Source organism: Pantoea sp. BL1, from assembly GCF_000963985.1.
In the GTDB taxonomy this organism is placed as follows: Bacteria; Pseudomonadota; Gammaproteobacteria; order Enterobacterales; family Enterobacteriaceae; genus Pantoea; species Pantoea rwandensis_B.
Genome location: NZ_JZRH01000027.1, coordinates 1 through 13,529, shown reverse-complemented (window position 1 = coordinate 13,529; position 13,529 = coordinate 1). Strand labels below are relative to the sequence as shown.

General features: G+C 54.9%; 9 protein-coding genes. All 9 read right to left on the bottom strand.

The annotated features are described in order from the left end of the window. Nucleotides 1-4: 4 nt before the first annotated feature. The 9 genes from bcsB to dppA all read right to left on the bottom strand — a co-directional run bounded on the left by bcsB (nt 5) and on the right by dppA (nt 12,619). Nucleotides 5-2,548, bottom strand: a complete 2,544-nt coding sequence (bcsB, locus tag VH86_RS13680; RefSeq protein WP_045833191.1) for a cellulose biosynthesis cyclic di-GMP-binding regulatory protein BcsB — start codon at nt 2,546-2,548, stop codon at nt 5-7. Beyond that, entirely contained in the window at nt 2,545-4,650 is a 2,106-nt protein-coding gene (gene bcsA / locus VH86_RS13675; RefSeq protein ID WP_052696614.1) for a UDP-forming cellulose synthase catalytic subunit, read from the bottom strand. The genes bcsB and bcsA overlap by 4 nt, the downstream gene beginning before the upstream one ends. 62 nt (nt 4,651-4,712) lie before the next feature. Further along, nucleotides 4,713-5,513 carry a cellulose biosynthesis protein BcsQ gene (gene bcsQ / locus VH86_RS13670; protein ID WP_034827788.1) on the bottom strand — a complete coding sequence of 267 codons (801 nt, stop codon included), beginning with the start codon at nt 5,511-5,513 and terminating at the stop codon, nt 4,713-4,715. Further along, entirely contained in the window at nt 5,504-6,280 is a 777-nt protein-coding gene (gene bcsO, locus VH86_RS13665) for a cellulose biosynthesis protein BcsO (protein WP_045833190.1), read from the bottom strand. Before bcsO ends, bcsQ begins: the two co-directional genes overlap by 10 nt. A gap of 476 nt (nt 6,281-6,756) precedes the next feature. Beyond that, nucleotides 6,757-7,764 (bottom strand): dipeptide ABC transporter ATP-binding subunit DppF, encoded by a 1,008-nt coding sequence (dppF, locus tag VH86_RS13660; RefSeq protein ID WP_038643845.1) that lies wholly within the window; start codon nt 7,762-7,764, stop codon nt 6,757-6,759. Further along, entirely contained in the window at nt 7,754-8,740 is a 987-nt protein-coding gene (gene dppD, locus VH86_RS13655) for a dipeptide ABC transporter ATP-binding protein (protein ID WP_038643846.1), read from the bottom strand. Before dppD ends, dppF begins: the two co-directional genes overlap by 11 nt. A gap of 12 nt (nt 8,741-8,752) precedes the next feature. Continuing rightward, nucleotides 8,753-9,655, bottom strand: coding sequence for a dipeptide ABC transporter permease DppC (gene dppC / locus VH86_RS13650; protein ID WP_034827779.1), 903 nt, complete (start codon nt 9,653-9,655; stop codon nt 8,753-8,755). Nucleotides 9,656-9,665: 10 nt separating this feature from the next. After that, entirely contained in the window at nt 9,666-10,685 is a 1,020-nt protein-coding gene (gene dppB / locus VH86_RS13645; protein WP_045833189.1) for a dipeptide ABC transporter permease DppB, read from the bottom strand. A 323-nt stretch (nt 10,686-11,008) separates the two neighbouring features. Beyond that, a complete protein-coding gene (gene dppA / locus VH86_RS13640) occupies nt 11,009-12,619 on the bottom strand; it encodes a dipeptide ABC transporter periplasmic-binding protein DppA (RefSeq protein WP_045833188.1) in 1,611 nt (536 codons plus the stop codon). Nucleotides 12,620-13,529 lie beyond the last annotated feature (910 nt).

The following is a 13,529-nucleotide window of genomic DNA, read 5'->3' as shown; positions in this document are numbered from 1 at the left end:
ATCCTTACTTCTTGCCGGACTTGCTATCAGCTTTCGGGTTGAGGCGTCGCCATGCATGACGCTTCAGCATCGCCCATGCGCTACCGCCGACCAGCGTTGCCAGCAACAGAGCCGCCAGCGCCATCAGCACCGAGTGCTGGTTGGCATACCACACCACCATCATGTACCACGGCATTTCGCCACTCGGGAACTGTGGGCCGACGCGGAAACTGCGGATACCGTTTTCATCGGTGATGATGGCGGTATCGCCACGAATGCCCGCGTTAATGCGCGCCGAGTTGAGATCTTCATGCAAACGCAGCAGCTGTTGATCGCTGGTTGCCACCGTCATCACCACCAGACGATCGGCATTCCACGGCGAGCGGTAGCTGACAAAGCCACGCCACGCTTCGTTGGAGGAGAAGTAACGATCGGCATCCAACTGCTGAAGATTCCAGTCGCCGGTCAGCCAGCCACGCAGCTTGTCCCAGGTCGTCGGATCTTTCACGCCCAACGTATTACCGCTGGTCTGATAAGGCGTGTTAGCCAGCATCTGCTGATTGAATTCACTGTTCTGTGTGGTGCTCACCGCCAGCAGATCGCTGTCCTGCAGGCGTGTCAGGTTAGTGCCACCATTTGGCAAGCCAAACAGCACCTGGTTCTGCACCAGCGGTACACCGGTCGCGTTACCCGCACGTGAAGACATATCCAGCAGCGTGGAGATCTCCGCATCGGTCGGTTTTTCTGGCAGCAGCAAGGTGGTCTGCGAGAAGTCCGCCAGACGCGAGAACGGGAACGATGCGCCGACGAAGTACGACAGGTTCGGCAGCATGGTGAAGTGACGCGTGTGGCTCAGATCGATCCACGAATCATCTTCGATGCGGCTCTTGATGTTGTTGTTGAGCAACACACCACAGGGCGCGTCCGCTTTCGGTTTGATGTTGAAGTACAGCGCCAGCTGGTTATCACCGTAAATCAGATACGGCTCCAGCTTCAGGGTATAGTGCTCCTGACGGGCGTCGCCGCCCAGACGATGCCAGGCGCTCTCCAGCAAGCCGACTTTGTTTACGGTCAGGTTGCGCAGGAAGGTGCCGTTAAGCATCACGTTGAGGAACGATTTGTTCTCATCAATCCAGCTTTCTGACGGGAAGCGGTAGTGCAGCTCGACCGGAATGGTGTCGCCATCCCACATGAACAAATCGGGTGCCGCGCGGAAGTTCACGCTTAGCGCATCGTGCCAGATGCCGGTGGTAGTCAGACTCTGATCTTTACGCAGCAGCTCGCTCAAGCGCACCGGGCGGGTGGTGTTGATCCAGCGCGGCGCGTCATACGGCTTACGCAGGCCAATCGGCTGCGGCTGCACGTTCAGGCTGCTGGCATCGGTCGCCAGCGGTTGCGTGGTCAAACGGTTGGCCGCCTGACGCAGCTGAGCATCATCCGCGCCGACCACTAACAGCAGTTTGTAAACCGGGTTGTTTGGGTTATCAATCACCTGCAACAGCGGTCCGTTGGTGGCAGGCAAAGTCACAGAACCGATCTTCTCACCGGGATGGCCAATCAAAATGCCGTTGTGCTCAGGCAGATCGCCACGTACCACCGGGAAACGAATGCCGCGATAGTCCGATTGAATACCCATCCATGATGCCACTAACGCCGCCGCGCTGATGCTGTCCGGCGTGGCATTGGCGGCAAAGCCAAAGGTCACGCTGGCTGGCGTCATACGCTGCGCATCCATAAACGGACGCGGGAAGTTGCGCAGGCTGGTGCCGATATTCAACTGCTGGCCTTCGAGGCTCAGCGTGGTTTTCGGCAAGATGGAGACCTGATACTGCTGCGCACTCTCTTTTTCGCACAGCAGTTTGTCGGCATCGTTAATTTTGAAGCTGAGGTTGTTGCTTGAAACCACCATCGCCGCCGGAATATCCAGCTGATAGTCGCTGACATCACTGTCGCTCGATCCCAGTGGCAAGGTGCCCAGCGGCTGACCGTTCAGCATCAGCTGCAACGAGGTATTACGCGCCGCCAGTGCTGCTGAAACGCGCAGCGACAAATTCAGGCGCGCGTTGGTGATCACTTCATCGCTCGGCAGAGTAAACATGATACCCGATTGCAGCTGACCGCCGGTTAAGGTGATGCCCTGCGGCTGGCCCATCTGCGCCACGGAAATGGTGCTGCTGATAGGTTGATTGAGCATCGCAGAAGCGGAAACCACGGGTGCGGCAACTGATGCCGCAGGTGCCACATCAGGCAGCACCATCTCTGGCGCTGGCGTGGTAGCAGGCAGCTCCGTCTGTGGTGCAGCCGGGTTTGTGGCGTTGGCTGCTGGCATATCCGTCGCAGCCGGGGCGCTATTTTCAGTCGCTGGTGCATTTTCAGTGGGCGCATACGGTGTCGCACCCGCCGCCTGCTGCAACTGGGCATCCGCTTCACTCTGGATGCCTTGCGGTGGCGGCACGTTGGACAAGGCCGAACTATCCTGCGTTACCGCAGGGGTTTCTGCCCAGGCCGGGGCGAGCATCAGCGCCGTCGCCAGCGAGCTTGCCAGCAACGTTTGCGTCAAATTCTTCATACTGCGCTGTCCTCTTTCACTGCCGACTGGTTGTCACGCTTACGCTTCTCACGGCGATCTTTCCAGGTCAGCCAGAACAGCTCAAATACGGTACGAATAATGGTGCCCAGCGATACCAGCGGGTTGTCCTGCTTATACTCCGGCTGGATCCACGCATCGGCGCGCGCCAGTACCACACGCACCAGCTCACGACGACGCGATAGCGGCATATCACCAAAGCGCAGACGAATGGTCTCTTCATCGCCGGAGATTTTGCTCACCGGGATGGTAATGGCACCGGATTTCAGCAGCAGATCAATCTCTTCAATTTCATCATGCTCATGACGATTGTCCGGCGCATCCAGTTGCGCGCCGCCCATCGACAGGTCGCTGGTTTGGGTGCGTGATGAGATACCGCTGGCGTAGTGAATCACCGCCGGAATCTGCACTTCGATACGAATGGTTTTACGTACCTGCTTGGTTTCGCGCGCCACGGCAATCGCCGCCATCAGGATGATCAGGCTGAACACCGCCCAGCCGACGTTGAGGGCGATAACATAAGGGTCAACACCGAAGTAATCATGTGCCGTCGCACGTACCACACCCGCGACGATACCAATGGTCAGCAGTACCGCGACAATCACATGGGGGCGGACGATGTGGAAATCGAAGAAGCCCTGATCCAGCAAGCCCCCTTTATCCGTTACGTTAAATTTACCGCGCTTAGGTGCCAGCATGGTCAGCAACGTCGGGATCACGAGGTGGAAGCACATCACGGTTTCGTAGATTTCACCCCAGAAGGTGTAACGGAACTTGCCGTTCATGCGGGAGTTGACGTACAGCGACATCACCAAATGCGGCAATACGTAGGCGAAGATCAGCGACGCCGACGAGTGAATGATGTTCAGGTTGAACAGCAGGTACGCCAGCGGCGCGGTCAGGAATGCCACGCGCGGCAGACCGAACTGGAAGTGCAGCATGGCGTTGAGGTAGCAGAGACGCTGCTGCCATTTCAGACCACGGCCAAACAGTGGATTATCCACACGGAAGATCTGCGTCATGCCTCGTGCCCAGCGGTTACGCTGAACCACGTGCAGACCGAGACGCTCAGTTGCCAGCCCCGCAGCCAGCGGAATCGCCAGGAAGGCAGACCCCCAGCCCAGACGCTGCATTTTCAATGCGGTGTGCGCATCTTCGGTCACGGTTTCCACCGCAAATCCACCAATCTCTTCCAGCGCGCTACGGCGAATCACCGCACAGGAACCGCAGAAGAAGGTCGCGTTCCAGTTGTCGTTACCCTGCTGAACCGGGCCGTAGAACAGCGCCCCTTCGTTCGGGATCGTCCGTGCCGCACGCAAGTTACGTTCAAACGGGTCCGGTGAATAGAAATAGTGTGGCGTCTGCAACAGCGCCAGCTTGGGATCGTTCAGGAACGGACCCACCGTTGCCTGCAGGAAAGTACGCGTGGCCACGTGGTCACAGTCAAAGATGCAGATCAGCTCACCCTTGGTGATTTTCATCGCATGGTTGAGGTTACCGGCTTTCGCATGGCTGTTGTCGTCGCGGGTGATATAGCCCACGCCCACATCGGCGGCAAAAACCGCAAACTCACTGCGCTTGCCATCATCCAGCAAATAGACCTTGAGTTTGTCACGCGGATAATCAATACACTGGGCCGCCAGCACGGTATCACGGACAACGTCGAGGCTTTCGTTATAAGTCGGGACATAGACGTCGACAGTGGGCCACAGGCTGGTATCGTCCGGCAACGGTTCAATGGTGCGTTTTAATGGCCAGGTAGTTTGCAGGAAGCCGAGAATCAGAATCAGCCAGACATACAGTTCGGCCAGATATAAGCCGATACCGAGAATCGCTTCAATCTCGGAATTAAACTGTAGCGTCTCCGTGGTGCGCCACCAGATATATCGGGTCGACATCAGCGCAGAAAGGATAACCATGATGACGGTTATTTTGCGGCTTTTGCTGAAGCCCAGTAAAAACATCATCCCGATGCTGATTAAGCCAAAAATATATTGTTTTTGGCTGTCCATAGGCGTGATGACGATTACCGCAGCCACAGGTGCAAGCACCAGCAGCAGCAGGTAAAACCCGAGTTTACTCATGATTCACCCTAAAGAAGCTGTGTTGTTATTATTGCTAATACCGCCAGGCAAATGCCTGGCGATTAATAATGGCTGCGGATAGGTGCCTGAACTTCACCGTTACCCACGGTAATATTCAGGATATTGGCTACGCGCTTCGCCACCAGTTCGATATCAAAGGCTGCGGCTGATGCCGGGCTGAAATCATAAACTGATTGTTGTGAAGCATTGGCTTCCGCGACGCTTTCATCACGATGCACCACGCCTAATAAATTCTCGCCCAAACGCTGCTGCATAAAGCCAGTGACTTCACGGCTAATATTGCGGCGATTGTCACTTTGGTTAAGTACGAAATAATGACCACGCTTATTATTGAGTGGCTGACCTATCATGCGGTCATTTTCAATTTGCGGCAGTAAAGAGACCGAGGCGGTATCTGCCAGCATCACCACTAAATGCATATCGGCCAAAGCGGCCATGGCTTTAAGTGCCGGACCTGGGCCTGGCGGGAAATCGGCAATAATGACCAGTCCCGGATAATTTAAAACCGTGTCCAAACCGCGGCGCAGGAAATGCGGATCTTTAATCAGGTTCTCTTCAAAACGCTCACGCTGATCTTCGGTCACATCGCCATAAGGCATGACGAAAATATTACCGCCGGTGGTGAGGATGGATTGGCTCCAGTCGGCCTGCTCTTCAGAGCGCGCAACAAAGCCGCGACCATCGTGCAGCGGCACACCAAAATGCAGGCGCAATGCGTTCTGGACATCGAAATCGATTGCCAACACCTTGCTGCCAGCGCGAGCCAGGCTCCATGCAAGGTTGGCCGCCATGGTGGTTTTCCCTACTCCCCCTTTTGGCGAGCACACACAAACTAACGGCATAGCGCAATCTTCTCCAATAGCGGTTTTAAGGGTGTTTCTTTCGATAGATTAGCAGGTTCCGTCGCACGCGAGCGGAACAGGGCACCAAAACGAGAGGGTGCAGAAGCGGCCGGACGCGCCGATTCAACCGGAGCGGCAAAGGCAGACGCGGGTGCACTGAACGTTGTTGCAGCCTGCGGTGCTTCAGCCGATGTCGCGGCAATCGATGCGGCTAAAGGCGCTGGAGCAGGGTTTGCTACAGGTGCGGGAGCCGGCGTCGCTGCAGTTACCGCAGCGATAGGTGCGGATGCAGATAAAGGTGCAGCAGCCGGTTTCGCTGGCGGCGGTGGAAACAGCGACGTCGTGGCCTGACGCTCAACGTGGGTCGCTTTCGGTGCCTGTGAGATGACAGAGGGCGCCGGTTTAGCCGCTGGTACAGGCGAAAAGAGAGACGAGACTCCCGCAGGCGGCGTGGCTGGCGCAGGTTCTGCAGGCGCAGTGGCCGCCAGGATATCGAGAATCGAACCGCGTGAAGTGCTGGCCGCTGGTGAAATTGCCGCCGGTTCAGCAGCGGGTGCGCTGAACTCATCACCGCGGATCGGCTGCGGCTGTGGCAGATCAATACGCTGGCCGCTGCCTAACTCAGGCTCATTATCGGTCGCTAATTGGCGGATGATCGCCCACTGGCTGTGATCCGCTTCCTGCGATTGCCCAGACATATCCTTAAAAGCGATATCGAGCGTTTTGGTCTTTTCTTTAAAACGCTGCAGATCGTCGTAATTCTTCATGATCAGAGCCTGTAAAAGCGGGAGGGAATTTTCCGCGAATATATCACACACACTAAAAGAGAGTGAGGGAATTCTGATTACAAAAACGGCGTATTCAACAAAAGACTTTTATCAAAATGATTGAAAATCTGGCAATGCAAAAAGCGTGCAGATATTTAAGGCCGGAGATTTATTAATATCGATTAACTGAAATAATAACGACAAAAACATGCACCTAAGCTACTGATATGAAGCAGAAGTGGTTCAAGTTGCGGATTTAACAGGTGCGTGATTATGCTCACATAATCCTGACGCTATTCAGAATTTGCCTTAACGATTTAACCCTTAATCAGGACCAATCGATTACTGATGCACTGGAGTAATACATTTCCAGGCGCTTCCGGCAGAAACATTTTTCGCGTTAGCATCCCTGAAGTATAACGCAGGAAAAAATAAAGGCTCCCGCAGGAGCCTTTATTCATTTTTGGCGTTATTAATTACACGCCCACTGGCTGATTCTCGTCCTGATCCACCGCGAAACAGGCAATTTGCTGTTCGCCATATTGCTTCAGTTTGGGCTGCAACTGGACGCAGGTACCAAAACGGCGGCGGCAGCGCGCGTTAAACGCACAGCCCGGCGGCGGATTAAGTGGACTGGGCAGTTCGCCGGTCAATTTAATCCTTTCACGGCGCTCATCTGGATTCAAACGTGGCGTGGCTGACAGCAATGCCTGCGTATAAGGATGACGCGGATGACTGAAAATGGCCTCTTTGCTGCCTCGTTCAACGCAGCGACCTAAATACATCACCATCACTTCGTCAGCGATATGCTCAACCACCGACAAATCATGAGAAATGAACACATAGGACAAACCCAAATCCTGCTGCAAATCCATCATCAGGTTGAGTACCTGCGCACGCACGGAAACGTCGAGCGCAGAAACCGGTTCATCGGCGATCAGCACGTCCGGGTCGAGCATCAAACCGCGCGCGATGGCGATACGCTGGCGCTGACCACCAGAAAACATATGTGGATAGCGATCGTAATGCTCGGTTTTCAGGCCCACCTTCGCCATCATCTCCAGCGTTTTCTCGCGACGTTCCGCTTTAGTCAGTGAGGTGTTAATCACCAGCGGTTCTTCGAGAATCTGGCTGATTTTTTTACGCGGATTAAGCGAGCCATACGGGTTCTGGAACACGATCTGGATTTTCTGACGACGCAGTTTTTGCGCCTGTGGATCGTGTTTCAGCAAATCCTGACCGTGCCAGTAAAGCTGGCCTTCGGTCGGTGTTTCAATCATGGTCAGCAAACGGCCAAGCGTGGATTTCCCACAGCCCGATTCACCCACCACCGCCAGCGTTTTACCGCGTTCAAGGTTGAACGACACGCCATCCAGCGCTTTCACCAGACGTTCCTGGCCAAACAGCCCTTTCTTCACCGGGTAGTGTTTTTTCAGGTCGATCGCCTGCAGCAGGTAATCCTGCTGAGTATTATTAAGACTCATAAGTCGGTCTCCCGGCATCATCCAGTGGGAAATGGCATTTAGACTGGCGACCCGGAATGTCACGCAGTTCAGGTTCTTCACGACGGCAGCGTTCGGTCACATATGGACAGCGCGGATTGAGCAGACAGCCGGTTGGACGGTCATATTTGCCCGGCACCACACCCGGCAGCGAAGCCAGACGCGCTTTATCTGCGGCAAACTCCGGCAGCGCACGCAGCAGCGCCTGAGTGTACGGATGACGCGGCGCTTTAAAGATATCTACCGCTTTACCGCTCTCCACGACCTGGCCGGCGTACATCACGATGATGTGCTGCGCGGCTTCTGCCACCAGCGCCAAATCGTGGGTAATCAGGATCAGCGCCATGTTCTCCTGCTTCTGCAACTCCAGCAGCAGTTCGATGATTTGCGCCTGAATGGTCACATCCAGCGCCGTCGTCGGTTCATCGGCAATCAGCAGTTTGGGTTTGCAGGCAATCGCCATGGCGATCATCACGCGCTGGCTCATGCCGCCTGACAGCTGATGCGGATAAACATCCAGACGAGAGGCCGGATCGGGAATACCGACCTGATCCAGCAAGTCGATCGCACGCTGACGGCGCGTGCTTTTGCTACCGCCCTGATGCACCTTCAGCGCTTCCATGATCTGGAAGCCCACGGTGTAGCACGGGTTGAGGCTGGTCATCGGGTCCTGGAAGATCATCGCCACTTCCGCGCCCACCAGCTGGCGGCGCTCTTTCTCAGAGATCTTCTGCAAATCGCGCTGGTTGAACTCCAGCTTTTCCGCCATTACGCGGCCGGGATAATCAATCAGTCCCATGATCGCCAGCGAGCTGACCGACTTACCAGAGCCGGATTCACCCACAATTCCCACCACCTGGCCTTGTTCAACCTGGTAGCTGATACGGTCTACTGCACGGAACGGTGTTTTTTCGTCGCCGAAGTGCACCGACAGTTTTTCTACATTTAATAGTGCCATCTCGGTGCCTCTTTACTGCTTGAGTTTCGGGTCGAGTGCATCACGCAAACCATCGCCCATGAGGTTGAATGCCAGCACGGTGAGCAGGATGACGACACCAGGGAACGTCACTACCCACCAGGCACTTTGCGCATACTGCAACACGTCGGAGAGCATGGTGCCCCACTCCGGCGTTGGCGGTTGCGCCCCCATTCCGAGAAAGCCCAACGCCGCCATATCGAGGATGGCGTTGGAGAAGCCTAATGACGCCTGCACGATCAGCGGTGCCAGGCAGTTAGGCAGAATATTGACGAACATCTGGCGCAACGTACCGGCACCCGCCACGCTTGATGCGGTGACGTAGTCGCGGTTCACTTCCACCAGCACCGCTGCACGCGTCAGACGGATATAGTGCGGCAGCGCGACGAAAGTAATCGCCAGCGAGGCGTTGACAATCGACGGACCAAAGATCGCCACCAGCACCAATGCCAGCAGCAGACTCGGCAGCGCCAACATGATGTCGACCAGACGCATGATTACCGCATCGACAACGCCGCCGAGGTAACCCGCCATCAGGCCAAACACCACGCCAAGGATCAGCGACAGCACCACCACCAGACAGCCGACCAGCAGCGATAAACGTGCACCGAACATCAGGCGTGACAGCACATCACGGCCTACGTCATCGGTGCCAAAGATAAATTTCCAGCTGCCGCCTTCCTGCCACACCGGCGGATGCAGCAGCGCATCACGGAACTGCTCCGACGGCGCGTGCGGCGCCAGCACATCGGCGAAGATGGCGATCAGCAGCATCAAAATGATGTAAACCAGGCCAATCACCGCGCCTTTATTACGTTTGAAGTAGTGCCAGAATTCCTGAATCGGGGTCATCGGCTTAGGTGCAGCGCTTACGCTTGCGGGATCAACAGTTGTCATGATGCCCCCCTTATTTCTTATGTCGAATGCGCGGATTGACCACGCCGTACAACAGATCAACCAGCAGGTTGACCACGATGATCAGAATCGCCACCAGCAGCACGCCGCCCTGCACCACCGGATAGTCACGACGTTGCAGCGCTTCGATCAGCCAGCGACCGAGTCCCGGCCACGAGAAGATGGTTTCCGTCAGAATCGCGCCCGCCAGCAAAGTGCCGACTTGCAGACCGATCACGGTGACCACTGGCAGCATGGCGTTGCGCAGCGCATGCACCACGATGACGCGCATACGCGTCAGGCCTTTAGCGCGCGCGGTACGGATATAATCCTCACCCAGCACTTCCAGCATTGAAGAGCGCGTCATACGCACGATCACCGCCAGCGGGATAGTCCCCAGCACGATGGCCGGCAAAATCATGTGCATCACCGCATCTTTGAAATCGCCCTCTTCACCCCACAACAGCGTATCAATCAGCATAAAACCGGTGAGTGGGTGGCTATCGTCGAGGAAAATGGTGTCACTGACACGCCCCGAAACCGGCGTCAGGTTGAGCTGCACCGATACCAGCATGATCAGCATGATGCCCCACCAGAAAATCGGCATCGAGTAGCCGGTCAGCGAGATACCCACCGCGGTGTGATCAAATACGGAACCGCGCTTCACCGCAGCCAGCACACCCACCGGAATGCCCACCGCAATGGCGAAGATCATCGCGCAGATGCCGAGTTCCAGCGTGGCTTTGAAGCGGGGGACGAACTCATCCCAGACCGGGATGCGGCTTTTCAGCGAGATGCCAAGGTCGCCGTGCAGCACACCATTAATGTAGGTGATGTACTGTTTCCACATCGGCTGGTCGAGGCCAAATTGGGCCATCAACTGGGCGTGGCGCTCGGGAGAGATACCGCGTTCACCCGCCATGATCAGCACCGGGTCACCGGGGATCAGATGGACAAACGCAAAGGTCAGTAAGGTAATACCGATGAACGTTGGGATGACAAGGCCCAGACGTCGGAGTATGAATTGCAGCATAAGCCGGATTCTCAGTCATTTCCCGTGGCGTTGCCGCCAGGGACTACATTGCTCACAACACGCAATCGACAACGTCGTTTGCGACGCAAGAAGCGCTTCAAAATCCCCGTCATACTTCATGCTGCATCTGCGTTGGCTGCGTTCGCTCATCCCAGTTACTTACTAGAGTAAGCTCCAGGAGATTCACGAAATTGCCGCCTTGCTACAGCGTGAAATATTGAGGGTATATAAGAAATTAACCGGAAAAAAAGTGCGGAGACCGGGCGGCAAAGGTGCCGCCCGAGGGCCAGCAGCGCTGGCCCAGACCGCGATAATCCGAAAGGTTATTCCTGGATATCGACGTTTTCGAAGTGATGTTTACCTAATGGATCAACCACATAGCCAGTCACTTTCTTGCTCACCGGCTCATACACGGTAGAGTGAGCAATAATCAGCGCCGGAGCCTGGTCATGCATCACGACCTGAGCCTGTTTGTAGAGCTCAATACGTTTGTTGTGATCGGCTTCAGCACGTGCAGGCTGAATCAGATCTTCAAACGGCTTGTAGCACCAGCGTGAGTAGTTAGAACCGTCTTTTGCGGCGGCACAGCTAAATAGGGTGGCGAAGAAGTTGTCTGGATCCCCATTGTCACCGGTCCAGCCCATCATGACAGTCTGGTGTTCACCGGCTTTGGCGCGTTTCAGGTACTCGCCCCACTCGAAGGTGACAATCTTGGCTTTCACGCCAATTTTCGCCCAGTCAGCCTGAACCATTTCCGCCATGCGACGGGCGTTCGGGTTGTAAGGACGCTGTACCGGCATCGCCCACAGGTCGATGGAGAAACCATCCGGCATGCCGGCTTCTTTCAGCAGTTCTTTCGCCCTGGCAGGGTCATAAGCGTAGTCTTTCACCGCATCGTTGTAGCCCCACATGGTTGGTGGGATCAGGTTTTTCGCGGCCTGGCCAGCGCCCTGATACACAGCGTCAATGATGGCTTGTTTGTTCACCGCCATGGTCAGTGCCTGACGCACTTTCACGTTATCCAGCGGCTTTTTCTCGGTGTTGAATGACAAGTAACCGACGTTCAGACCAGGCTGTTCCATCAGGTTGATTTTGTCATCTTTTTTCATGCTCGCGATGTCAGCCGGGTTTGGATACGGCATGACCTGGCACTCACCTTTCTGCAGTTTGGCGTAACGCACAGAAGCATCAGGGGTGATAGAGAACACCAGACGATCAATTTTCGGCTTGGTGCCCCAGAAGTCTGGGTTCGCTTTATACAGAATGCGCGAGTCTTTCTGGTATTGCTGCAGCACGAATGGACCAGTGCCCACTGGATTCAGATCCAGCTTCTCTGGCGTGCCGGCTTTCAGCATGTTGTCAGCGTACTCTTTTGACAGGATTGAGGCGAAGTCCATGCCGAGGTCGGCAATGAACGGCGCTTCAGGACGGCTCAGGGTGAAGCGTACGGTGTAGTCGTCAACTTTCTCGATTTTCTCGATCAGCTTAGGCATGTCCATGCCTTCGAAGTATTCGTAGCTGCCGCCCGAAACACCGTGGTACTTGTTGTTTTTGTCGAGCTGACGCTCGAAGGAGAACACGACGTCGTCAGCGTTGAAGGTACGAGTTGGCTTAAAGTCTTTGGTGGTTTGCCATTTCACGCCTTTACGCAGATGGAAGGTATAGGTTTTACCATCTTCGCTAACGTCCCATTTTTCTGCCAGACCCGGCTGCAGCTCGGTAGTACCGGTTTTGAACTCAACCAAGCGGTTGTAGATCGGCACGGAGCTGGCATCGTAAGTGGTACCCGATGTGAAGAGCTGTGGGTTGAAGCCTTCCGGCGAACCTTCTGAACAATATACGAGGGTTTTCGCCTGGACACCCGCGGCAACAGTCATAGCAATCAGGCTAAGACCGACCTTCAGCATCCTGGATTTAGCCAGGGAGTTGATCATGTTTTGCTCCATTGTGATGTGATGTTGTGTGCGTCGCCCGACCTCTGAATTTTTTTATGCGGTTCGGGCAGCATGCGAGTGGTTTATTTTGTCATCCGATAGCCAACGGCTCCTCAGAATCGCCCTACTCTGCATGTTATTGACGCATCAATTTGTCAACAGTTGCAAAGAACGTCAATACAAGGTGGGGTTATTTACACAGAGTGTGAGTAAGTGCAAGCAACGATAAAAAACAGGGTTATTGCGCTGAGCCAAAATTTAAAAAGGTGATAAAGCGCGCAATGCCGTGTGATTGTCTGGCTATGCAGCCAAATGACAGTGATTATCACCGCTAAAAAACACACAAAAGTTATTGGTAAACGTCGAATAACTGAACGATTCGTCGTGCGTTATGACGTTCAGGCAGCGAAATATGCTGGTGTAATGGCATAAGAAATCAGCAAAAAGCATTAATCGGTCATAAGAAGAATGTGTCGCGAATTAAGCGTGCAGGGTTGATTGCGCGAGGGGTCGAGTCGGTAAAGTTGGAATAATGGCGGGTAAATATGATTTGTTGGATGGGATGGGTGAATTAGAAGGTTAGGTATAAACATCATCGCTTTTAAACGGTGCGTTGCTCAGGGAAGGCGGTTCGATCGCAAAGACGGCGTAAATACATCCCTGTAGCCTCGGCCGCCGCGTCCCTGCGGCGGACGCTTTGCTCCCCGAACCGCCTTCCCATCGCACATCAGCAAGGGTGCCGCTGTTTTGAAAAGCAGCACACTCAGCAGCAGAATGTTTTCATTTAGCAGCACGCATAGAACCACATGCTAGATTTCAAAAGCACGCACAGAACCAAATGTCAGCTTCCCAAAACGCGCACAGAATCAAATGAAGGAGGGAATGCGGGACCGCGGAGTAAAGCGTTACA